The organism is Gryllotalpicola kribbensis (assembly GCF_039538245.1).
In the GTDB taxonomy this organism is placed as follows: domain Bacteria; phylum Actinomycetota; class Actinomycetes; order Actinomycetales; family Microbacteriaceae; genus Gryllotalpicola; species Gryllotalpicola kribbensis.
Genome location: NZ_BAABBX010000001.1, coordinates 68,170 through 91,129 on the forward strand (window position 1 = coordinate 68,170; position 22,960 = coordinate 91,129).

General features: G+C 71.2%; 17 protein-coding genes and 3 tRNA genes. 5 read left to right on the forward strand and 15 right to left on the reverse strand.

The features are described from left to right. Positions 1–34 precede the first annotated feature (34 nt). A complete protein-coding gene (locus ABD716_RS00380) occupies positions 35–796 on the forward strand; it encodes a DeoR/GlpR family DNA-binding transcription regulator (protein ID WP_344772629.1) in 762 nt (253 codons plus the stop codon). A gap of 77 nt (positions 797–873) precedes the next feature. On the opposite strand, the gene ABD716_RS00385 is transcribed toward ABD716_RS00380, so the two are convergent. Together ABD716_RS00385 and ABD716_RS00390 are read right to left on the reverse strand one after the other, a co-directional pair. Further along, positions 874–950 (reverse strand) — tRNA-Met (locus ABD716_RS00385). Positions 951–997: 47 nt separating this feature from the next. Continuing rightward, a tRNA-Thr gene (locus tag ABD716_RS00390) sits at positions 998–1,069 on the reverse strand. Positions 1,070–1,299: 230 nt separating this feature from the next. On the opposite strand from ABD716_RS00390, the gene ABD716_RS00395 reads away from it, so the two are divergent. Then, positions 1,300–2,961 carry a glycoside hydrolase family 13 protein gene (locus tag ABD716_RS00395; protein ID WP_344772631.1) on the forward strand — a complete coding sequence of 554 codons (1,662 nt, stop codon included), beginning with the start codon at positions 1,300–1,302 and terminating at the stop codon, positions 2,959–2,961. On the opposite strand, the gene ABD716_RS00400 is transcribed toward ABD716_RS00395, so the two are convergent. The 6 genes from ABD716_RS00400 to ABD716_RS00425 form a co-directional block, all read right to left on the reverse strand. After that, positions 2,951–4,357, reverse strand: coding sequence for an MBL fold metallo-hydrolase (locus tag ABD716_RS00400; protein WP_344772633.1), 1,407 nt, complete (start codon positions 4,355–4,357; stop codon positions 2,951–2,953). The two genes, ABD716_RS00395 and ABD716_RS00400, sit on opposite strands and share 11 nt — an antisense overlap. After that, positions 4,354–5,184, reverse strand: a complete 831-nt coding sequence (locus ABD716_RS00405) for a carbohydrate ABC transporter permease (RefSeq protein ID WP_344772635.1) — start codon at positions 5,182–5,184, stop codon at positions 4,354–4,356. Before ABD716_RS00405 ends, ABD716_RS00400 begins: the two co-directional genes overlap by 4 nt. A 35-nt stretch (positions 5,185–5,219) precedes the next feature. After that, complete coding sequence (locus tag ABD716_RS00410; RefSeq protein ID WP_344772637.1) at positions 5,220–6,542, reverse strand: ABC transporter substrate-binding protein; 1,323 nt, start codon at positions 6,540–6,542, stop codon at positions 5,220–5,222. After that, positions 6,539–7,480, reverse strand: coding sequence for a carbohydrate ABC transporter permease (locus ABD716_RS00415; RefSeq protein WP_344772639.1), 942 nt, complete (start codon positions 7,478–7,480; stop codon positions 6,539–6,541). Before ABD716_RS00415 ends, ABD716_RS00410 begins: the two co-directional genes overlap by 4 nt. Before the next feature lie 222 nt (positions 7,481–7,702). Beyond that, entirely contained in the window at positions 7,703–8,632 is a 930-nt protein-coding gene (locus ABD716_RS00420) for a M23 family metallopeptidase (protein ID WP_344772641.1), read from the reverse strand. A gap of 167 nt (positions 8,633–8,799) precedes the next feature. Continuing rightward, positions 8,800–9,627, reverse strand: a complete 828-nt coding sequence (locus ABD716_RS00425) for an inositol monophosphatase family protein (protein WP_344772643.1) — start codon at positions 9,625–9,627, stop codon at positions 8,800–8,802. A gap of 292 nt (positions 9,628–9,919) precedes the next feature. Between ABD716_RS00425 and ABD716_RS00430 the strand changes: the two genes are divergently transcribed. After that, positions 9,920–10,444 (forward strand): DUF805 domain-containing protein, encoded by a 525-nt coding sequence (locus ABD716_RS00430; RefSeq protein ID WP_344772645.1) that lies wholly within the window; start codon positions 9,920–9,922, stop codon positions 10,442–10,444. Positions 10,445–10,512: 68 nt separating this feature from the next. Here the strand turns inward: ABD716_RS00430 and ABD716_RS00435 are convergent. Beyond that, positions 10,513–10,594 (reverse strand) — tRNA-Tyr (locus ABD716_RS00435). A gap of 155 nt (positions 10,595–10,749) precedes the next feature. Between ABD716_RS00435 and ABD716_RS00440 the strand changes: the two genes are divergently transcribed. Further along, the gene (locus ABD716_RS00440; protein WP_344772647.1) at positions 10,750–11,238 is read left to right on the forward strand and encodes a YajQ family cyclic di-GMP-binding protein; all 489 of its coding nucleotides are present in this window, start codon (positions 10,750–10,752) and stop codon (positions 11,236–11,238) included. Positions 11,239–11,301: 63 nt separating this feature from the next. On the opposite strand, the gene ABD716_RS00445 is transcribed toward ABD716_RS00440, so the two are convergent. The 5 genes from ABD716_RS00445 to ABD716_RS00465 all read right to left on the reverse strand — a co-directional run bounded on the left by ABD716_RS00445 (position 11,302) and on the right by ABD716_RS00465 (position 19,737). Then, positions 11,302–14,166, reverse strand: coding sequence for a hypothetical protein (locus ABD716_RS00445; protein ID WP_344772649.1), 2,865 nt, complete (start codon positions 14,164–14,166; stop codon positions 11,302–11,304). 141 nt (positions 14,167–14,307) lie between these two features. After that, on the reverse strand, positions 14,308–16,446 hold the full coding sequence (locus tag ABD716_RS00450; RefSeq protein ID WP_344772651.1) for a S9 family peptidase: 2,139 nt from the start codon (positions 16,444–16,446) through the stop codon (positions 14,308–14,310). Between the two features lie 34 nt (positions 16,447–16,480). After that, positions 16,481–17,839 (reverse strand): FAD-dependent oxidoreductase, encoded by a 1,359-nt coding sequence (locus tag ABD716_RS00455; RefSeq protein WP_344772653.1) that lies wholly within the window; start codon positions 17,837–17,839, stop codon positions 16,481–16,483. Positions 17,840–17,947: 108 nt separating this feature from the next. After that, positions 17,948–18,988, reverse strand: a complete 1,041-nt coding sequence (locus ABD716_RS00460; RefSeq protein ID WP_344772655.1) for a polyprenyl synthetase family protein — start codon at positions 18,986–18,988, stop codon at positions 17,948–17,950. Continuing rightward, positions 18,985–19,737 carry a class I SAM-dependent methyltransferase gene (locus ABD716_RS00465; protein ID WP_344772657.1) on the reverse strand — a complete coding sequence of 251 codons (753 nt, stop codon included), beginning with the start codon at positions 19,735–19,737 and terminating at the stop codon, positions 18,985–18,987. Before ABD716_RS00465 ends, ABD716_RS00460 begins: the two co-directional genes overlap by 4 nt. A 54-nt stretch (positions 19,738–19,791) precedes the next feature. Here ABD716_RS00465 and ABD716_RS00470 point away from each other — a divergent pair, with 54 nt between their 5' ends. Next, complete coding sequence (locus tag ABD716_RS00470) at positions 19,792–21,072, forward strand: isochorismate synthase (protein WP_344772659.1); 1,281 nt, start codon at positions 19,792–19,794, stop codon at positions 21,070–21,072. A gap of 89 nt (positions 21,073–21,161) precedes the next feature. On the opposite strand, the gene menD is transcribed toward ABD716_RS00470, so the two are convergent. Beyond that, a complete protein-coding gene (gene menD / locus ABD716_RS00475; RefSeq protein ID WP_344772661.1) occupies positions 21,162–22,925 on the reverse strand; it encodes a 2-succinyl-5-enolpyruvyl-6-hydroxy-3-cyclohexene-1-carboxylic-acid synthase in 1,764 nt (587 codons plus the stop codon). Positions 22,926–22,960: the final 35 nt, after the last annotated feature.

Sequence of the window (22,960 nt, forward strand, 5' to 3'; positions counted from 1 at the left end):
GAATGATCATTTGAAGTTGCACTAGAGTGGATTCGTGCAGGCATCCGAGCGTCGTGCGCGCATTCTCGCGGCCCTGACAGAGCGCGGCCGCGTCGACGTCGAGCAGCTCGCGGTCGACTTCGAGACCTCCGAGATCACGGTCCGCCGCGATCTCGAGCGGCTCGCGGAGGAGGGCGCCCTGCGGCGCGTTCGCGGCGGGGCAGTCTCGTCGAACCTGCGGGGCGAGGGCATCCCGTTCTCCGCGCGGCTCGAGCAGGGCGACCGCACCCTCAAGCAGCGCTTGGCGACCGCCGTGGCAACGCTGATCAGCGATGGCGAAGCCGTCATCGTCGACAGCGGCACGACGGGGACCGCCACGGCGCACGCACTGGCATCGCGGCGCGTCACGGTGCTGCCCATGTCTGTGCAGGGCATCGCGGCCTTAGCCGGCAGCACCACGGTGTCGCTTCTCACACCCGCCGGGTCCGTGCGCCCCTCGGAAGGATCGATCGTCGGCCCGCTGATCGACCAGACGCTGCGCGAGCTGCGCTTCGACACCGCCGTGCTGACCTGCTGCGGCGCCGACCCGCGCACCGGCGTCAGCGCATACGACATCACCGACGCCGCAGCGAAGAAGGCCATCGTCGGCGCGGCCAGGCGGACGATCCTGTTCGCAGAGAGCTCCAAGTTCGCGCGATCCGCGATGGCGACCGTCTGCACGTTCGACGCCGTCGACATCGTGGTCACCGACGCTGGCCTCCCCGACGAGGTACGCGCCGCCCTGACCGAAGCCGACGTGACAGTCGTCATCGCCTGACGACTGCAGCCTGACGCCCGCCCCGTCGCCCTCGCAAAGACGCGAAAACCCCCGGAACCACGAGGTTCCGGGGGTGTTGGTAGCTGAGGCGGGACTCGAACCCGCGACCTCACGATTATGAGTCGTGCGCTCTCACCAACTGAGCTACTCAGCCAAGAAATGAGAAGAGCCTTCGGCGGGGCGCAGCCCTACAAAAAGCAGAGCCCCGAGTCAGGATTGAACTGACGACCCCTTCCTTACCATGGAAGTGCTCTACCACTGAGCTATCGGGGCGTTCGCCGGTCGCTGTCGAAGGAACAGACGCTCTGGCAACCTGCAAGAGCATAACAGAGCGACCTTGTCGCGATGAAATCGTGCTGGCCTGGGCGGGGCAGGTTTCACGAGGCCGGCGCGCCCCTTGCACGCGCGATCGAGAGCCAACGAGCGCGAGCGAGCCGGATGCCCGCGCGAGACGCGCGCGGCAACCCCTCGGCAAGCCGCACTTCGCTCGATAGCGTGGCGCTATGGCTTCAGAGTGGTGGCGCAGCGCAGTGATCTACCAGGTGTACCCGCGGTCGTTCGCGGACTCGAACGGCGACGGGATCGGAGACCTGCCCGGCATCACGAGCCGCCTCGAGAAGATCGCCGAGCTCGGTGCCGACGCCGTCTGGCTGTCGCCCTTCCAGCCCTCCCCGCAGAACGACGCCGGCTACGACGTCGCCGACTACGTCGGCGTCGCGCCGCTGTTCGGCACCCTCGAGGACTTCGACGCCCTGCTCGCGCGCGCTCACCAGCTCACCCTCAAGGTCATCATCGACCTCGTGCCGAACCACACCTCGAGCGAGCACGAGTGGTTCAAGGCCGCCCTCGCCGCCGGCCCCGGCTCACCCGAGCGCGAGCGCTACCTGTTCCGCGACGGCAGGGGGCACGGCGGCAACGAGCCGCCCAACAACTGGCAGTCGGTCTTCGGCGGCGGCGCCTGGACCCGCGTGACCGAGGCCGACGGGACCCCCGGCCAGTGGTACCTGCACCTCTTCGACGTCACTCAGCCCGACCTCAACTGGCGCTCCCCCGTCGTGCGCGAGTCCTTCCGCGACATCCTGCGATTCTGGCTCGATCGCGGCGTCGACGGCTTCCGCGTCGACGTGGCGCACGGGCTCATCAAGGCCGAGGGCCTGCCCGACTACACGCCGCCGAAGCCGCGCTCGATGGGCGGCGGCCACACGGGTGCCGAGGACGTCGAGGACAAGCCGGAGACCGCGCCCTACTGGGGCCAGGACGGCGTGCACGAGATCTTCCGCGAATGGCACCAGGTGCTCGCCGAGTACGACGGCGACCGCGCGCTCTGCGGCGAGGCATGGGTCGAGCCGCTCTCGAAGCTTGCGCAGTGGGTGCGCCCCGATGAGATGCAGCAGACCTTCAACTTCAGCTACCTGCTCACCGAGTGGCAGGCCGAGGCGCAGCGCGAGGTCATCACCGAGTCGCTCGAGGCGTTCGAGTCCGTCGGCGCGCCGGCGACCTGGGTGCTCTCCAACCACGACGTGCTGCGGCACACGACACGCCTCGCGCTCTCGTTCGAGAGCCCGCAGGGTGCCGGCGTCGGCCCGCGGGACATCCCGAATCTGCCCGAGCGCCATTTCGCCCTGCGCCGGGGCCGCGCCGCGACCGCGCTCATGCTCGCGCTGCCCGGCTCCGCCTATCTCTATCAGGGTGAGGAGCTCGGCCTGCCCGAGGTCGCCGACCTGCCCGACGACGCACGCCAGGACCCCACGTGGTTCCGCACGGGCGGCGAGCGCTATGGGCGTGACGGATGCCGCGTGCCGATCCCGTGGGAGGCCGAGGCACCCGCGTACGGGTTCTCGCCGTCGGGCGCCTCGTGGCTGCCGCAGCCGCCCGAGTGGGCCGAGCTGGCGCGCGACGAGCAGGAATCCGACCCCGGCTCGACGCTCGCGATGTATCACGAGCTGCTCAACCTGCGCCGCGAGCACGCCCTCGGCGAGGGCTCGCTCGAGTTCCTCGAGGGCTACGGCGAAGACGTCGTGGCGTTCCGGAACCAGGACGTCACGGTGATCTCGAACCTCGGCGGGTGGGACTTCTATCTGCCCGACGGCCGCGTCATCGGGGCGAGCGCCCCGGTCGGGCGGAACCTGCCGCCGGACACGACGGTGTGGATGGTCACCGAGTGACCGGGGTGCCGTCGAGCGTGTAGCGCACGCCGTACTCCGCGATCACGCGGCGCGTGCCCGACGGCACCTGCAGGCGGCGCGGGCTGAAGCTGTGGATCGGGAAGACCACCGGCGGCGCGACGCGCTCGACCATGGCGTGCAGATCGTCGGCGGTCGCGTGGCCGCTCGAGCCCGCGAACCGCAGCTCGACGCCGAGCCGGGCGAGCCACGCGGTGAACGGCCGCCACCAGGTGTCGAAGTCGCCGAGGGGCTGCCCGTTCGAGTGCAGCAGCACGTCGCCTGGGTGCAGCGGCAGATCGAGCAGGCTCGGCAGGTCGTGCGGGTCGGGCATCACGACGAATCTGCCGGGCGCGGTGCGCACCGCCTCGAGCGACACCGGCTCGAGCGGGAAGCCGTCGGCCCGCGCGGCGGCGACGGCCTCGAGGTGCCCCGCCGCCTGCGGCCGCGACGCGTCCCACGTCACGATGCCGGGCAGCCCGAGCCGCGCGAACAGCGCGGCGACCCGGCCCGGCCACACCACGATGCGGCCCGCGCCGCGCGCGGCATCCGCGATGCGCCGCGCGCGCTGCACGTTGCGCGGGTAGAGGGCGATGAGCACGAGGCCGGATGCCTCGGCGAGGGTCGCCTGGAACCGGGTGACGACGTCGGCTTCGGTCGCGGCGGAATCGGAACGCGGCTCCCACGAGAGGGCGGTGCCCTCGGTCACGAGGACGTCGACGCCCGAGATCGCGGCCGCGAAGTCGCGGCTGAGCTCGGGCTGCTCGCCGTGGAACCGCAGGTCGCCGGTGAAGGCCACCCGCCCGTCGGGAGTCGTGACCAGGAATCCGGCCGCCCCGGGAACGTCGTGGTCGACGGGCAGCGCCTCGACCGTGATCTCGCCCACCGTGACGGGCGCGCCGAACTCGATCGGGCGCCAGTCCGGCTCGGCGCCGAGCACGCCTTCGCCCGACGCGGCGAGCGCGCGCAGCAGCTCGACGGTCTGCGGGGTCGCGTAGACCGGCACGGCGGGGCGCACGAACCCCGCGAGGCCCATGTGGTCGAGGTGCGCGTGGCTGACGAACAGCGCGTGGCTGCCGGGGGCGTCGGCGAGCAGCTCGGCGCTCGAGACGTCGGCCGGCAGCCAGCGCGGGTCGTACAGGCCGGGCACGCGCGGTGCGGCGCCCAGGCGCAGCAGGTCGGCGAGCTCGCGCCCGGGCCGCGTGCCGAGACCCACCGGCGCGGCCATCAGATCCTCGCCGTTCGGAATGTCGAGGCCCATGTCGAGCTGCACGCGCGACTCGCCCGCGCCGCTGCCGTGGCGGATCACGACCTTCGACGAGCCGATGACCCCCAGGCCGCCGTAGAACTCGATCGTGGTCGCGTCGTCGCCGGGGCGGCCGGGCGCGGCATCCGTCATCTCACTGCTCCTGAAGTCGAATAGAGGCCGGTCACGAAGTACTTCTGCAAGAAGAGGAAGAGCACGACGATCGGGATCGTCGTGAAGACGACGGCGGCCGACAGCGTCGTCCAGTCGGTGCCGTTCACGCCGTAGAAGGCGTTCAGCCCGACCTCGATGGGGCGGATCGAGTCCTTGGTCGTCATGATGTACGGCCACACGAACGAGTTCCATGCCCCCATGAAGGTGTTGAGCCCGACGAGGATCAGTGACGGCCGGGCGAGCGGCCCGGCGACCTGGAACGCCATGCGCACCGGGCCCGCGCCGTCGAGCTGCGCGGCGTCGAAGATCTCGCTGGGGATCGAGAGGAAGAACTGCCGCAGCAGGAAGATGCCGAAGACGGATGCCCCGAACGGCAGGATCTGGATCCAGTAGGTGTCGAGCAGGTGCAGCCGCGACGCGATCACGTAGTTCGGGATGATGAGCACCGTCTGGGGCACCATCATCACGGCGAGCACGAGCAGGAAGAGCGGCGTGCGCCCCACGAAGCGCATGCGGGCGAAGGCGAACCCGGCGAGTACCGAGGTCACGAGCACCAGGGCCACGGTGCAGGCCCCGATGAACACGGTGTTGACGAAGTACCGCACCCACGGCGCGGCCGACCAGGCGCGGGCGTAGTTCGCCCACTGCCAGTCGGGCCACAGCGCCGGCGGGAAGCGGTAGACGTCGCCGCGGCTGGACAGGCTGGTGATCAGCACCCACAGCAGGGGCGCGAGGAACGCCAGCCCGACGATCACGGCGACCGTGGCCGCGATCCCGCGACCCCGCCGGGTTCTCCTTCGTGTCATGAGATTCCTGGTGATCGAGGATGCCCGGGCCGGACCTACTTGTCTGCCGCCATGGCCTTCTCGGCCTTGTCTTGCGCATCCTTCAGCGCGGCCGCGGGGGTCGCGTTCCCGGCGAGGGCCGACTGCAGCGCGGCACCGAGGTCGCCGAGGCCGTCCTGCACCCAGGCGTACGGCGGCAGCGCCGACGAGTCGGCGAGGTCTTCGCTGGCGAAGGTGACGTAGGGGTTCTTGGCGATGTAGCTCTTCATGTCGTCCAGCTCGAGCGTCTTCGGGTTCACGGGCAGGTAGCCGGTGGCCTGCGCCCACTCGCTCTGCGTCTCGGCCTCGGTGAGGAACTGCATGTACTTCCAGGCGGCGGCCTTCTGGTCGTCGGTCGCTGAAGAGAACATGGCGACGTTGGTGCCGTTGATCTGGTTGACGCGCGTGCCGTCGGCCGCGGCCGGAACGGGGGCGATGCCCATCTCGAACTTGTCGCCGACCGCCTGCTGGTCGTAGTAGACGCTCGTAGTCGTCGAGATGTCGAAGGTGCCCTTCTCGGCGCCGAGCGCCGTCTCGCCCGGGTAGTTCGTGCCGGTCTGCAGCGCGCCCGCCTTCTTCAGGTCGACGAGGGTCTGCAGCGCCTTCACGGCGTCGTCCGAGTCGAACTTGGGGGTGCCGTCGGCCGTGAAGACCGGAGTGCCGTTCGCCTGCGCCATCAGCTCAAAGATCGTGGTGCCGCCCGCGGGGCCCGACGATGAGCCGGGGTCCATGGGCAGGGCGACGACGCCGTCCTTCGAGACGGCCTTGGCGACGGTCACGAAGTCGTCCCACGTCTTCGGCACGTCCTGCCCGGCCGCCTTCAGCATCTCGGGGTTGTAGAACATGGCGACGGCGCTCGCGTTGAACGGCCACATGTACAGCTTCTTGTCGATGTAGAGGCTGTTCCTGATGCCCTTGTAGAGGCCGTCGGTCGCCGACGGGTCGGCCTTGGCGTAGGCGGTGAGCGGTTCGAGCACGTCGGAGCTCGCGTACTCCGCCGCCCACTCGCCGTAGACCTGGGCGATCGTCGGCGCGTTGCCGGCGGTAAGCGCTGCGTCGATCTTGGTCTTCAGCGTGTTGTAGTCCGGCTGGGCCTGCAGCGTGACGGTGATGTTCGGGTTCTTCGCCTCGAACTCCTTCGTCACCTTCTCGAGCTCGGTCTTGAGCGCGCCTGAGGCCATGGCCTCGGCGAAGGTGATGGTGACCTTCTTGCCGGGGTCGAGGGTGGGGGCGCCGCCCGAGGAGGACGGGGTGGAGGAGCTGCCCGACGAGCAGCCCGTGAGGGCGAGTGCAGCGATCGCCGCGCCCGCGACGACCGCGGTGAGGGTGGTGCGCTTCATGGCTTGGCCTTTCTCAGGGGTAGAGAGCGAGGTCTGGAGTGTGATCGGGAGGTGCCGTCGCCCTGGAGCCGCAGCTGCAGGATGCTGAGCGCGGCGGTGACGACGAAGAGCACGACCGCGAGCGCGGCCGCGTAGCCCGTGTTCGAAAACACGAACGCCTGTTGGTAGAGCTGGAAGCCCAGCGTGGCGGTGGCGTAGCCGGGGCCGCCGCGCGTCAGCACGAAGAACTGCGTGAACGCCTGCAGACTGCCGACCGACTCGATCAGCAGCACGAGGGTCACGACGGGTCGCAGCTGCGGGAACGTGACGTGCCAGAACTCCTGCCAGCCGTTCGCGCCGTCGATCTTGGCCGCTTCAGCGAGCTCGGTCGAGATCGTGGTGAGACCGCCGAGGAACACGACCGTCACGAATCCGAGCTCGTGCCACAGCGAATAGATCAGCACGGCCGGCATCGCCCAGTTCGAGTCGCCCAGCCAGTCGATGTTCTTGTGGCCGGTCGCATGCACCACGAGGTTGGCGAGGCCGAACTGCGGGTTGAAGATCCACACCCACACGAGCGAGGTCGCGACGATGGGCGTCACGTGAGGCAGGAAGACCATGGTGCGAGCGGATGCCAGCGCGCGGCCGCCCCGCGCAAGCAGAAGCGCGAGCGCCAGGCCGATCGCGGTGCCGCCGATCACCATTCCTGCGACGAAGTAGAACGAGACGCCGAGCGTCGCCCAGAAGCTCGGGTCGCCGGCGCCCGTGAACACGGTCCTGTAGTTCTCGAGCCCGATGAACCTCGACAGTGCCGGGTTGAACTTGTTCCACTTGAACAGCGAGAGCGCGAAGGTGTACGCCGTCGGGCCGATCGAGAAGACCAGGAAGATCAGCAGCGCAGGCAGCACGAACAGATAGGCGATCGGGGAACGCAGGGTTCCCCACCTGGTAGATCGCACTGTGGTTCCTCGAAGCTGCCGCGGCGGCGCTCGAAGTCGGGTTCGGCGCCCCTGGCCCGCGGCCAAGATTCGACCGTACCGCGGCACCCGTTACGGGGATAAGGCCCGCCCGTAACTCGGAGGTGAACTCTGCCGGGCCGCGCGAGCGGTTCCGCAGGCCGCGTATGGTTCCGCGCGCCGCGTATGGTTCCGCAGGACGCGTAAGCGGTAGCGCGGGCCGCGTCAGCCGGCGTGCGCGCGCAGCCAGGCGAGCGGGTCGACCGCCTCGCCGTCCTGGTGCAGCTCGAAGTGCAGGTGCGCGCCCGTGGAGATTCCCGAGACGCCGACGTTGCCGACGATGGTGCCCATCGCGATCTTCTGCCCGACCGCGACCTTGATCGAGCCCGGAGCCATCTCGCAGTACAGGCTCTCGATGTGGTGGCCGTCGATCGTGCCGTGGTCGACGACGACCTCGATGCCGAGCGCGCTGTGCGGGTTGGTGACCACCTTCGTGACGGTGCCCGCGGTGATGTTCTGGATCGCCACTCCGGCGCCCGGGTCGAAGTCGACGCCCTTGTGGAACGTCGAGGCGCCTTCCATGGGGGCCACCCGTGGGCCGTAGCCGTAGGAGATCGGCGAGTTGAACGGGAACGGCCACTCGATCTTGCCGTTGCCGGTGAGCGGGTCGCCGGGCTTCACGAGATTGGTCGAGTACTGGTCGTGCGGTGCGGCGGGGCGCGTGCTGGTCATCGCGGCCTGCCACGCCTGGAGCTGCTCGTGACCCTGCACCCCCGTAGCCGAGGCGGCGGCCGCGGTCGCGCTCTGGCCGAGCGCGAGCATCGGCACCACGCTCGTCACCGCGAGGCCGACGGCGAAGAGGAACGCGGCGACGGTCAGCGGGCGCGAGGTGCGGCGCTTCCGGCCGACGCCGCCGCGCGACGGGTTCTGCGCCACCGCCGCGGCCGGAACGGGAGCCGCGATCGGGGCCGCGCCTGCGCCGGGGAGCGACGCGACCACGGGCGCGATCGGGTCGACCGGGGCCGGGCGACGCGAGCCGGCGCTCTCGGCTGCAGCGCTCGCGTGCCCGCGCACCCGCCTGCGCCGCGGCACCTGCGCACGCTCGAGCTCACGCAGAGCTCGCCGCGTCTGCGGCTGGGCGGGGGTCTCGTGCACGGGAATTGTCGGTTTCTTGGTGCGAGGTCGTAGCGCCGGGGTGAGCGCGGGGTCTGGCGCGGCATCCGCCCACTGGGATGAACGGAGACCGACTTCGTTACCCTACCGTGACCAAGCTGGGAGCCAGGAACCCCCGCTTGGGGGGCAGGGCGCGCAAACCGGGCCGGTCAGAACGCCGCTCCGAACTCGTCGAGCAGCGGCTCGAGCTGCGCGAAGAGCCCCGGCTCGGCGGCGATCGTCATGAGCGAGCCTGCGGGCGCGCCGCCCAGGCCGGCGACCTCCGCACCCGCCTCGGCGGCGATGAGGGCACCGGCCGCGTGATCCCACGGGTGCAGGCCGCGCTCGTAGTATGCGTCGACCCGGCCCGCCGCGACCGCGCACAGGTCGAGCGCGGCCGAGCCGAAGCGACGGATGTCGCGGATCAACGGGATGAGCCGCGTGAGGGCGGATGCCTGCCGCTCCCGTCGCTCGGCGGTGTAGCTGAACCCCGTCGCGACGAGGGCACTCGCGAGCTGCGTGCCCGTGGCGACCTGCAGCCGCCGCTCGCCGCGCGCGTCGCGGAGGAACGCCCCGCCGCCGCGCGTCGCCGTGTAGACCTCGCCGAGCACGGGGTTCACGACGACGCCGGCGAGCGCCGTCCAGGCCTCCGGGTCGGCGCCGCCCTCGACGGCCGCGATGGACACGGCGTAGTCGGGGATGTCGTAGAGATAGTTGACCGTGCCGTCGATCGGGTCGACGACCCAGGTCACGCCGGAGGTGGGGGCGTCGCCCGCGCCGGACTCCTCGCCGAGGAATCCGTCGCCGGGCCGCGCGTCGGCGAGCAGCGAGCGGATCAGGTCTTCGGACTCGCGGTCGGCCTCGGTGACGACGTCGACCGGCGAGGACTTGAGCGCGGCGACCGCGACCCCGCCCGCGCGCTTGCGGTGGATCAGCTCTGCGGCGGCGAGGGCCGTGGAGCGGGCGATCTCGAGAAGCTCGTCATTCGCGTGCGTCACGGCACGAGCCTACGGGGCGAGCGCGCGGCCGGCGCGGGCATCCCCTGCCGTTCTCTTAACACCTGATTCATAGCCGCGGGCAACGTCACTGCCAGTGTGGCGCGCCAACGTAGTCATCGATGTCGGTGTGCGTGACTGACATTCCTCCATAGCGGGCGGGCCCGGTGAGATGTGCGACTCACCCGGGCCCGCCGTTCTTAATCCGGGCGCGGCTCTGTCGCCCGAGGGGGCTGTGCCCCTAATCTGGCGCCGAACACCCGTCTTATCGGGGGAAACAGTATGGAGGTTCCGCATGTCCGACGTCCCACCGCCGCCGCCCGCGCCGCCGACCCCGCCGGGGCCACCGACGCCGCCTCCGCCCCCGCCGCCCGGCTACGGGTATGGGCCCTCGGGTGCCGCAGGAGCTGCCGGCGGTGAGCCGACGCTCGATCAGCCCTACTACGGCGCGCCCCTGCCGGTCGCGATTCGCCGCTTCTTCACGAAGTACGCGACGTTCAGCGGCCGTGCGAGCCGGGCCGAGTTCTGGTGGTGGGCGCTCGTGTCGTGGGTGATCAACGCGGTGCTCAGCACCTTCCAGAACCACCGCACCGCCGACGGCAGCCTCACCGGGCTCTCGATCACCTTCTCGACGATCGCCGCGCTGTGGGGTCTCGCCATCCTGATCCCGTGGCTGGCACTCTGGTTCCGCCGGCTGCACGACGCGAACCACAGCGGGTGGAACCTGTTCTGGTGGTTCCTGCCGATCATCGGCTGGATCATCCTGCTGGTCTTCGCGATCCAGGGGCCGCGGCCCGAGGGCGCGCGCTTCGACAAGTAGCTCGCGCAACGCGTGAAGCCCCGGTCAGAAAGAGCTTCTGACCGGGGCTTCATAGCGCATTCGGCGGGTGGCGAGTGAGGGATTCGAACCCCCGAAGGCTAAGCCGGCTGATTTACAGTCAGATCCCTTTGGCCGCTTGGGTAACTCGCCGTTGACGCTTCCGACCGCGTGTATTCACCCGATCGAAGGCGCTGGTCAATCGTACCCGCGTGGCGCGCTCCCACGAAATCGGAAGCCACTCCCTCGGCATCCGCTCGGACCGCCGCACCGACCCGCCAGACCGCGGCGCGCTTAAGCTGGTGCGCATGGCAGATTCTTCTTTCGACATCGTCTCCAAGGTCGACAAGATGGAGGCCGACAACGCGGTCAACCAGGCCAAGAAGGAGCTCGACCAGCGCTACGACTTCAAGGGTGTCGGCGCCTCGGTCGAGTGGTCGGGCGACGACCTGCTGCTCAAGGCCAGCTCGGAAGAGCGCGTGACCGCCGTGCTCGACGTGCTGCAGTCCAAGCTCATCAAGCGCGGCATCTCGCTGAAGTCGCTGGATGCCGGCAAGCCGTTCCCCAGCGGCAAGGAGTTCCGCATCGAGGCGAAGCTCAAGAACGGCATCGAGCAGGACGTCGCGAAGAAGATCTCGAAGATCATCCGTGACGAGGCGCCCAAGTCGATCAAGAGCCAGATCCAGGGCGACGAGCTGCGCGTCTCGTCGAAGTCGCGCGACGACCTGCAGTCGACCATCGCGCTGCTCAAGGGCAAGGACCTCGACGTCGACCTGCAGTTCGTGAACTTCCGGTAGCTCGGCAGGGTCAGACGAGCGGATGCCCCGGGCTTCGGCCCGGGGCATCCGTGTCGGCTCGTGCTACCTCAGCGCGTCGCACGCGCTCCCGTCGTGGTCGGCGTCGAGCTTCGCAACGTCACCGAAGTACGGGTAGTACTTCTTGTACCACGCCTGCGCCTGCGCCCAGGTCGAGAAGTTCGAGCAGTTGACGCTGTCGCCCGGGCTCACTCGCCGGGTGGGCGCACTGGTCTTCGCAACGGAGACATAGCCGCTCTTGGCGCCCGTCACCCTCACTGTGATCGGGTACGGAGCATCGGCTGACACGAGCCGGTAGCTCGCGCCGGTCGCCCCACGGATCGCCGCACCGTTGCGGTACCACTGGTACGTGAAGCTCGTCCCTGCGGTCCACCCGCCGCGGTTCGCGACGAGCGTGCTTCCGACCACATCTGTGCCGCTGATGGTCGGCGTGGCGGCCGTCAGCGTGCCCGCCGCCACCTTGGCGGTGGGTGCGGAGGCCACCGTCGAACTCGTCCAGCCGGGAATCGCCCCCGTGACGCGGACGGTGATCACCTTCTGGTACAAGCCGGCGGTGAGGGCGAGGCGCGCTGACGTCGCGCCCGAGATCGCGACACCGTTCTGGTACCACCGGTAGGAAAGGGCGCTCCCCGACGTCCACGTGCCCGGTGCCGCAGTCAGCGTCGCGCCGACCTTGACGGTGCCCGAGATCTTGGGCGCCGGTCCGCTGACGAGACCGAGCGTGACCTTGCCCGATGCGGCCGAGGTCTTGGTGACGGTCGTGTAGCCGGCCTTCGTTCCCGTGACTTTGACCGTGATGGGAAGACCTTCCTGCTCTGCGCCGAGCTTCAGCGCGGCGGCGGTCGCCCCCGCGATCGGAGCACCGCCGGCGAACCACTGGTAGCTCAGAGCGGTGCCGCTCGTCCAGGCGCCTGCCTTCGCGGTGAGCGTCTGCCCCTTCGCGGCGATGCCCGCGATGGTGGGCACCGCAGACGCGAGCGAGCCGGATGCCACAGCGGCGGTCGCCGCCGACGACTTGCTGTTCGACGACCAGCCGGACTTCGTCGCTGTGACCGTCACGGTCACCTTCGCGCCCAGCTGCGCCGCAGCCGGGACGAATGTCGACTTGGTCGCGCCGCTGATCGCCGCACCGTTCGCGTACCACCGATACGAGATCGTCGAGCCCGAGGTCCACGTACCGGCCTTGGCGGTCAGAGTCACCCCCACCTTCGCCGTGCCGGAGATCGTCGGGGCGGGTCCGCTCACGACACCGGCCGTGACCGGGCCACGGGCCGGGGACGTCTTGGCAACCGAGGCATAGCCCGATTTGGAGCCGGTCACCTTGACCGTGATCTTCTTGCCCTTCTGGGCACTGCTCAGCTTGAACGTGGACGCGGTCGCCTTCGAAATGGCGGCGCCAGAGGCGTACCACTGGTAGCGGAGCGTCGTGCCCGAGGTCCACGTTCCCGGCTTCGCGGTGAGGGTCTGGTTCACGGCCGCCGTGCCGGTGATGGTGGGGGTCGGCGCCGTGAGACTTCCGGTCGCCACCGCTGCGGTCTGCGCACTGGTCGCGACATACTCCGTATATCCGTCGAGTCTCGCCGTCACGGCGACGCTGAGCTTCTTCCCCACCAGGCTCGCGGAAGTCGGCGTGTACGTCTGCGCGACGGCGCCGGAGATGGGTGCTCCGCTCGCCAGCCACTGGTAGCTGACCTTCGCAGTGCTCGGCGAGAACGTTCCCGTGGTCGCGGTGAGCGTCTTTCCGATCTGCGCGGTGCCGCTCACCTTCGGCGCGGCCGATGACGTGACGGCTGCGACGCCGCCGTCCGCGCCCGGCGCGAGCGCGACAGCGAACTCGACGGAGCCGTCGGGGCCGAGCGTGCCGCCGGCCGGTACATCGAGGGGGTACACCGCGCGGCCGCTGTCGGGGGTGAAGGCGACGGTGTGACTTCCGTCGGGGAGAGCCTGCGCCACGCCCGGCGTCGCGGCGGTGCCGTCGATCGCCCAGCTGCCGCCGTCCACGGCCGGCACCGTCACGGTGCCCTGCGCGGTCTCGTGCCAGACGAACCTGCCGGAACTCGCGACCAGCTCTCCCGCAGGCTGCGTGACGCTCGGAGCGGCGAGGCCGCCGACCGCAGCGGGGTCTTTGGCGGAGCTCGTGACCGCGTACTGGATCGGCCCGAACGCCGATGGCGCCGTCCAGGCATCCGTCTTCGTGCCGATGCCGGACTGCGGGTCGATGCCGCTCAGCTCGCCCGGTGTCACCTCGGTGCCATCCGCGGGCGCGGTGCTGCTCGCGATGGGGTTCGACGCCGTTCCGAGCGTGAAGTCGGTCGTCATGCCGTCGAACGACGTTCCGGAGACGACGGCCGCCGAGCTCGATTCCGTCGAGTCGAGGCGCAGCCCGTGGGCGACGACCTCCGCCTCGGGGTACTGGTCCTCGAACCAGCTGAGCGGCTCGGGGCTCGACTTGCCGCCGTCGGCCGACTCGGCGAGATCCGAACTCCAGAACTTCCAGCGCGTCACGTCGAAATCGCCGACCGCGTTCAGGGCCAGCCCGTTCTGGTACGGCTCCGCGCTCAGCGTCATGCGGCTCGCACTCGTGCCATCGGTGTCCACCTCGAGCACATAGGCCGGGTCCGCACCGCCATCGGCCGGGGCCACCGCCACGGTGAAGCCGAGCTCCGTCACGTCGGCGAGCGCGACGCCCTCCTCGTGGAACGCGTCAGCCGGCTGCCCGCCGGCGGCGGCGAACTGCAGCCCGCCGTCGACCAGGGTCGGGGCGACGCCCTCGACGTGGTAGTCGAACAGGCTCTCGGTGCCGGTGCTGGTGCCGGTGCTGTCCGCGGCGTTCGCCGGGACCGTGCCGACGGCGACAGCGAGAGTGGTCAGCGCAGCGAGAGCGGCGCAGGCCGAGATGGTGCGTTTCATCGAGGCACTCCGTGCGAGAGAAAAGCGGCCGGTGCGGCCGCCCGTCTCACGATAGGGATTCCTAGACGCACGAACTAGCTTCAGCGGACCCCCAGAGCAGGGGCGACCGCACCGCCGCGCCCGATCAGCAGCGCCGCCCCGTCACCCGAGCGTCGCCGGCAGCTCCCGTTCCTCACCGAGCACGTGCTTCGCGAGGAACGCGAGCACGACCTGGTACCAGACCTTCGCGTGCTGCGGCGACAGCACCCAGTGGTTCTCGTCGGGGAAGTACAGGAAGCGGTGGTCGGTCGAGCCGTCGTCGGCCGCGGGCGACCCCGACTTCGAGAGCAGCTCGTACCAGAGCCGCAGGCCCTCGCCGATCGGCACGCGGTAGTCGCGGTCGCCGTGCACGACGAGCATCGGCGTCACGATCTTCTCGACCGACAGGTGCGGGCTGTTCGCGAGCGCCGCCTCAGGCGACAGCTCACGCTGCCAGTACCAGGCGGCATCTGTCGTCGGCCCGAACTGATCGAGCGCCCACAGGCTCGCGTGCGTCACAATGGCCCGGAAGCGGTCGGTGTGGCCCGCGACCCAGTTCGCCATGTAGCCGCCGAACGAGCCGCCCATCGCCGCCGTGCGCGTCTCGTCGATGTCGCTGCGGGCGACCGCCGTGTCGGTGATCGACATCAGGTCGGTGAACGGCGCCTGGCCCCATGCGCCCCAGCCGCGCTGGATGAACTCCTGCCCGTACCCGGTCGAGAGCGCAGGGTCGGGCAGCAGCACCGCGTAGCCCTCTGCGACCATCAGCCACGGGTTCCACCGCCACGACCACGTGTTCCATGACCCCAGCGGGCCGCCGTGGATCCACAGCAGCAGCGGCGCCGGCTTCTCGGCCGAGGCGCCTTCCGGCAGCGCGAGCCAGGCGCGCACCCGGCTGCCGTCTGCGGCGACCGTCTCGATCTCGGTGAGGGTGCCGGGCAGTTCAGGGGCGGCGACCGGGCTGCGCAGTTCCTGCGCGGCGATCGGATGCCTCGAGCCGGCCTCCCCCGCCAGGAACGCCGCGAGATCGAGGCGCACAGGGGCGTCGGGTGCCGCGTAGCTCGTGCGCAGCGCGTACAACGCGGAGCCGTCACGCGTGAGCTGCAGGTTGTGGAACGCCGCGGCGTCGGCGGTCACCCGTTCCACGCGCGCCTCGGCCGGGGCCTCCGTCACGCCGGAGATCAGGAAGACGGGCGCGCGGCCGTCCTCGTCGGCTGTGACGAGCAGCGCGCTCGAGTCCGGCAGCCAGACGATCTCGCCGGGCCAGCGATCCCAGTCGGCGGCGATGACGCGGGGCTCGCCGCCCGCCAGGGGAACAAGCTGCAGGTGCACCACGGGCGCCGACTGCGGCGTCGAGTGCGTCTCGCTCGTGTACGCCACCCAGAGGCCGTCGGGTGAGATCGCCGAGTCGTACACGTCGTAGCCCGGGTCGTCGACGAGCACGCGGCGCTCGCCCGTGGCGGTGTCGATCGCGATCAGGGTCGAGCGCTGGGCGGCGCCCGGGGCAGGCACATCGAGCACCGCGACGAGGGTCGCGCCGTCGGGCGTGAGCTCACCGCCGTCGTTCAGGCCGCGCCCGGCGCCGGTGAGCTGGCGCAGGGTGAGCCGGCCGGCAGGCTCGGGCGCGTCGTCGCCCTCGGCGGCGGGAAGCGGCGTCGCCGGGGCGTCGGAGAGCTCGGCGAGCGAGGCGGCGAAGCGTCGGGTCTCGGCCGGGCCCAGGTCCTCGTCCCAGTAGCGCACGGGGTAGCCCGTGTGCAGGATCGCGCTGACCTTGCCCTCGTCGCGCGCCTTCCGTAGCTCGCCGTCGTGCTTCAAGTCGACGGCGCTCGGCAGCAGCTCGGCGGCCACCGAGACGATGTCGGCGTCACGGGCGACCAGTGGCGAGCCGATGCCGCCGGGCGCCGTGGCGATCACCCGCGCCTCGCCGCCGCCCGCGGGCAGCAGCCATAGTGCGGGCTTCGGGTCGTCGTCGCCCTTCGTGTCAGGGTCGGGGCGCGCGGACGTGAAGAGCAGGTCGCCACCGGGCGTGAAGACCGCGGATGCCTCACCCTTCGCGCTGCGCGTGAGGCGGCGCGCGGGGGCCTCGCCGCTCGGGTCGACCTGCCACAGGGCGGTCGAATAGCCGGTGCGGTCGGGGTTCAAGGTCTGCACCCCCGTGACCAGCCGCGTGCCGTCGGGGCTGAGGGCCAGACCGCTCACGCGCGGCTGCGCGACATAGCGGTCGAGGTCGGCGAAGATGTTCCGGTCTGCGCTGTCGGTCACACCGTCACGCTATCGGTGGTGTGTGACGCGGCGGTTACTCGCGGCGCGAGACGCGCACCATCTCGTCGCGGTCGACGACCTTGATGCGCGCGCGGCCCTCGGGCGCGCCGAGGGCGATCTCGTGCTCGTCGAGCGCGTGCCAGCCGTCGAGGTTCGTGTAGCGGATGCCCCGCGACTCGAGCAGCTCGACGATCGCCTCCTCCGCCGGAGCGGCCGGGGTCCACCAGTTGCCGACGTCGTTGATGAGGTGCTCGACGGTCTCCATGGCATCCGACTTGGTGTGGCCGATGAGGCCGACGGGCCCGCGCTTGATCCAGCCGGTGGCGTAGACGCCGTAGACCTGCTCGTTGTTGTCAGGGTTGATGACCTGGCCCTCGTGGTTCGGGATCACACCGTGCTTCTCGTCGAACGGCACGCCCGGCAGCGGCGACCCGAAGTAGCCGACCGCGCGGTACAGCGCCTGCACCGGCGTCTCGCGGATCTCCCCGGTTCCGACGACACCGCCCTGACCGTCGGGCCGGGTGCGCTCGTACCTGAGGGCGGAGACCCGGCCTGAGGCATCCGTCACCACTTCAGTCGGCTTCGCATAGAAGTGCAGGTGCAGGCGGCGGGATGCCGCACCCGTCTCGCGCGCCCGCCACGACTGCAGCACGCGGTCGATCACCATGATCTGCTTGTTGCCGGCGACGGACGCCTGGGCGTGCTCGTCGTAGTCGAAGTCCTCGTCGTAGACGATCATGTCGACGTCGCGCAGCTCGCCGAGCTCGCGCAGCTCGAGCGGCGTGAACTTGACCGAGGTCGGGCCGCGGCGCCCGAAGACATGCACGTCGGTGACCGGGGATGCCTTGAGCCCGGCATAGACGTTCGCGGGGATCTCGGTCGGCAGCAGGTCGTCGGCGTGCTTGGCGAGAATGCGCGCCACGTCGAGCGCCACGTTGCCGTTGCCGATGACCGCGACCTCGCGGGCGTCGAGCGGCCACTCGCGCGGGTAGTCGGGGTGACCGTCGTACCAGCTGACGAAGTCGGCCGCGCCGTAGGAGCCCTCGGCGTCGATGCCCGGAATGCGCAGCTCGGCGTCGTGCACGGCGCCCGTGGCGAAGATCACCGCGTTGTAGTGCTGCTTGAGGTCGTCGAGGGTGAGATCGGTGCCGAAGCGCACGTTGCCGAAGATGCGGATGTCGCCGCGGTCGAGCACGTCGCGCAGAGCCGTGATGATGCCCTTGATGCGGGGGTGGTCGGGCGCGACGCCGTAGCGCACCAGCCCGTACGGCGCCGGCAGGTGGTCGAACAGGTCGATCGACACGTCGAAGCTCCGCTCGGCCTTGAGCAGGATGTCGGCCGCGTAGATGCCGGCGGGGCCGGCACCGACGATGGCGAGTCTCAGCTTGGTCATGCAGATGCTCCTAGGTTCTGGATGGTCAGGTTTGCGCCCCGCGCCGACGTTTGCGTGCCGGATGCCGGGCGCGAACGTCGGCCCTGGACGCAAAAGTGCGCGCGCGGGTCAACTCGAGCGGTCGACGACCGAGTCGGCGAACCGGGTCAGCGCCTTCTTGACCGCGCCGGCGGGCAAGGGGGCGAGCGCGGCGACGGCCTGCCGCGCCCACTCGCGCGCGTCGTCGAGGGTCTCGGCCGTGACCGCGTGGGCCCGCAGCCGCTCGATGCCCGCACTCACGTCGACGCCCTCGGGGGCGCCGATGACGTCGGACTCGAGGTAGGCGAGAAGCGCCGCTGCCGAGGCATCCGCCCCGGCGCTCGCGCGCAGCTTGAGCAGCGGCATCGTCACGACACCCGCGCGCAGGTCGGTGCCCGCCTGCTTGCCGGTGTCGGTGTCGGTGGCCGAGAGGTCGATGACGTCGTCGACGAGCTGGAAGGCGACACCGATCTTCTCGCCGAACTCGAGCACGGCCGGCTCGTACTCGGCGGGCGCGCCCGAGAACGCCACGCCGAACTGCGCGGCCGCGGCGATCAGCGAACCCGTCTTGTCGGCGAGCACCTTGAGGTAGTGGGCCACGGGATCCTCGCCGGGCTGCGGGCCGAGCGTCTCGTGCAGCTGGCCCATGCACAGGCGCTCGAAGGTGTCGGCCTGCAGGCGGATCGCCCGCTCGCCGAGGTCGGCGATCAGCTGGCTCGCGCGGGCGAACAGCAGGTCGCCGGTGAGCACCGCCACCGAGTTGCCCCAGACGAGCTGAGCGGTGGGAACGCCGCGGCGCAGGGGTGCGTCGTCCATGACGTCGTCGTGGTAGAGCGAGGCCAGGTGAGTGATCTCGACGACCTGGGCCGCCGTGATCACCTCGTCGTTCGCGCCGCCGCCGAGCTCGGCGGCCAGCAGCGTCAGCACCGGGCGCACGCGCTTGCCGCCGGCGCCGAGCAGGTAGGTCGCCGTCACGTCGGCGACCTGGTCGGCGAAGCGCAGCTCGTGCTTGAGCCCGGCCTCGACCCGCTCGAGCCCCGCGTCGAGCTTCTTGACGAGCGCTCGCTCGGCGGGAGAGGCGGTCAGCTTCTCGGTGAGCCCGAACTGGCTCGTGAGAACGGATGACGTCACGAAGTCTTCCCTGCGTCGGCGGCGGTCGCGAGCGGGCCCTGCTTGCCGAGGGGCACGAACCCACGGTGCAGTGCGACGATCCCGGCGGTGAGGTTGCGATAGGCCACGCGCTCGTAGCCGGCCTCGCGCAACCACCCGGCGAGGGTGGGCTGGCTGGGCCACGCGCGGATGGAGTCCATCAGGTACTCGTAGGCGGGGGCGTTCGACGACGCGAGGCGCGCGACGAGCGGCATGCCGAGCCGCAGATAGCCGTAGTAGGCCGCGCGCACGGCAGCGGCCGGCGGCGTCGAGAACTCGCAGATGACGAGCCGGCCACCGGGCTTCGTCACGCGGAAGAACTCGGCGAGCGCCTTCTTCGGCTGCACGATGTTGCGCAGGCCGAACGAGATCGTGACGGCGTCGAACTCGTCGTCGCCGAACGGCAGCTCGGTGGCATCCGCCTGCACGAACTCGACGCGCGGATTGCTCGCCTGCCGCGCCCGCCCGACCTCGATCATGCCCGCGGAGAAGTCGGCGGCGACGACGTGCGCGCCGCGCGCGGCGATCGCGGCGCTGCTCGTGCCGGTGCCGGCGGCGACGTCGAGCACGAGCTCGCCGGGCCTCGGGTCGATCGCACGGGTCGTCGCGATGCGCCAGAGGTGGTCGCTGCCGGCGGAGAGGACCGTGTTCATGCGGTCGTAGTGCGTTGAGACCTCGTCGAACATGGAGGCGACCTCGTGAGGTCGCTTCGTGAGGTCGGCCTTGTTCACGCCCCCAGCTTATCGGCGGCTTACATGTGGAGCCCGAGCGTAAAGTCTGAGTTCGTGACACCAACCGCCGCCTCCCCGGCCGTGCAGGCGTTGACGGTCGAGACCACCCCGCTCGACGACGTCCGCCAGCTCATCCCGTTCCTCGACCCGCGCCACCCGCTGCTGTGGCTGCGTCGCGGCGACGGCATCGCGGGGGTCGGCGAGGCGGTGCGGCTCGAGTTCACGGGGCCGACGCGGGTGACGGATGCCGCCGACGCCTGGCGCACCCTCGCCGCGGCCGCGACCGTGACCGACCCGGTGCGACTGCCGGGCAGCGGGCTCGTGGCGTTCGGGTCGTTCGCCTTCGCGGACGAGTCCGAGCAGGCATCCGTTCTCATCGTGCCTCGCGTCGTCATCGGGCGGCGCGCGGGCCGCTCATGGCTCACGAGAGTCAGCGTGGCGGATGCCTCGGCCGAGGCGCCGCGCGACGGTGGGGCGGCACCCGCCGCAGCGCTGCCGAAGCCGACGGCGTTCGGCCCCGAGTTCCGCCTGACCATGGCGCCGGGGCAGCTGTCCGCCGCGGGGTACGGCGAGGCGGTGGCATCCGTCGTCGCGCGCATCGCCGCGGGCGAGGTCGGCAAGGTCGTGCTCTCACGCGAGCTGCGCGCTCACCTGCCGGCCGGCGCCGATGTGCGCCGCGCGCTCGTCGAGCTCGCGCTCGGCTATTCGGACTGCTGGACCTTCGCCGTCGACGGCTTCGTCGGGGCCTCGCCCGAGACGCTCGTGCGCGTCACCGCGGGCCGCGTCGACGCCCAGGTGCTCGCGGGCACCGCCGCTCGCGGCGCCAACGCCGAGACCGACGCGCGCGCGGCCACCACGCTCAGCGCGAGCAGCAAGGACCGCGCCGAGCACGCCTTCGCGGTCGACAGCGTGCTCGAGTCGCTGCGCCCGCACACCCGCGCCCTCGAGTCGAGCGCGCCGTTCACCCTCAAGCTGCCGAACCTGTGGCACCTCGCGACCGATGTGGTCGGCACACTGGCCGACGGCAGCTCGGCGCTCGACCTGGTCGCGGCGCTGCACCCCACCGCCGCCGTCGCGGGCACGCCGCGGGCGGCCGCGCTTGCGGTGATCCGCGAGCTCGAGCCGTTCGATCGCGGGCGCTACGCCGGGCCGACGGGCTGGATCGGCGCCGACGGCTCGGGCGAATGGGCGGTCGCGCTGCGCAGCGCCCAGATCGCCCCAGACGGCGACCTCACCGCGTACGCCGGCGGCGGCATCGTCGCCGACAGCGACCCCGTGCTCGAGGTCGCCGAGACGACGATGAAGTTCCGCCCGATCGTCGAGGCGTTCGGGTAGCCCCGCCCCCGCCGGTCGAGTAGCGAGCGTCAGCGAGCGTATCGAGACCCCCTCCCCAGGAAAAGGTCTCGATACGGTCGCAGAGCGACCTACTCGACCACCGGAGGGAGCGGCACCTCGATCAGGGTGGGCTCGGGGCCGACGGCCGAGAGCGCCTGATCGAGCTCGCCGCGGGTCGCCGCCCGGCGGTACTGCCAGCCGTAGGCGCGGGCCAGCGCCTCGAGATCGACATCGCGCGGCGTGAGCTGCACCCGCTCGAACGCGGCCGGGGCGGCGGATGCCGCGACCTCGAGCCCCGCGAAGATGGTGCCGCCCCGGTCGTTGCCGACGACGACCTGGAGCGGCGGCAGCGCCTCCCCCGGCGCGCGCAGCAGGGCACCCGCGTCGTGCAGCAGGGTGAGGTCGCCGAGAAGCACGCGGGTCACACCACGCGGCGGGGCCGCCAGTGCGACCCCGATGCCCGTCGCCACCGTGCCGTCGATGCCACCGAGCCCGCGGTTCGCGTGCACGGCGATCTTCTTCCCCGGAACGCTGCCGTCGAGCTCGCGGATCAGCCGCGATGCCCCGACGACCAGCCGGTCGTGCGGCCAGGTGAAGCGCCAGAGCGCGTCGGCGAGCATGCGGCGGGTGACGGGCGCGCGCACGGCGGCGAGCTCGGAGCGGGCGAACGCCGCGCGCGCGGCCGGGTCGTCGGACGACGCGCCGTCGAGGTCGGGCGCGTCCTGGTCTGCGCCGGCGGCGTGCCGCGCGGCGTCGTCGACGATCCGACGACTGCTGAAGACCCAGCTGCCGGCCCAGCTGCGCGTCTCGGGGTCTCGGGGGTCGACGGATTCCGCGAGCTCGACCGCTGCGACGCGGCGCGCCGCGTGCCCGGGGTCGTAGAAGTCGGCGGCGTCACTGTCGTCGACGACGATGACCTCGACGTCGGGGCGCATCAGCAGAGCCGGGATCTCGCGGCTGAGCGTCGGGTGGCCGAAGACGATCGCGCGTTCGACGGCGCCGCCGAAATCGGGGTGGCGCAGCAGCTCGCGGTAGGCGACGACGAGGTTCGGCCCGAACCGGGACCCGCTGGACACCTCGGCGATGAGCGGCCAGCCGGCGGTGCGGGCGAGCTCCTCGGCGGCCGGGCCGGACTTGTCGCCCGCGATGACCACGGTGCGCGGGCCTGACGTGAGCAGCTCGCGGCCCGGTCTCCGTGCGGCCGCGCCCGGTCGACCCGGCGCGTTCGGCTCGGCCGGGTCGGTCACCGGCGGCGACCCCGGTTCGCCACCCGACTCGCGCGCGGCGCGCAGCGAGAGCGCGACGGCGCTGAGGTCGGGCACCGCCGCCGACAGCGGGTCGCGCAGCGCTAGGTTGAGATGAGCCGGGCCGTGCACGGATGCCGCCCACAGCGCGGCCGCGACCTCGCCGGCATCCGCCCCGGAGCCCGCGTCGACATCGCGAGAGAACCTCGCGGCGGCGGCGAAGACCCCGCTCTGCGTCGTCGTCTGATTCGAGCGGATGCCCCGCAGCTCGCTCGGCCGGTCGGCGGTCACGACGATCATCGGCACGCGCGCCTCGTGGGCTTCCATCACCGCGGGGTGCAGGTTCGCGACGGCGGTGCCGCTGGTCGTCACGACGACGGCCGGGGTGCCCGATTCGAGCGCGAGGCCCAGGGCCAGGAATCCCCCGACCCGCTCATCGATGCGCACGTGCAGGCGCGCCGCGCCCACGCGCTCGAGTTCGGCGGCGACGAGCGCGAGCGCCTGCGAGCGCGAGCCGGGCGCGACCACGATGTCGCGCACGCCGTGGCGCAGGAGCGCAGTGAGAAGGTCGAGGGAGAAGTCGGTGGCGGGGTTGTTCGTTCGGGGCACGGGTTCCTTGGGGCCGGGGCGGGGTTTCGATACGG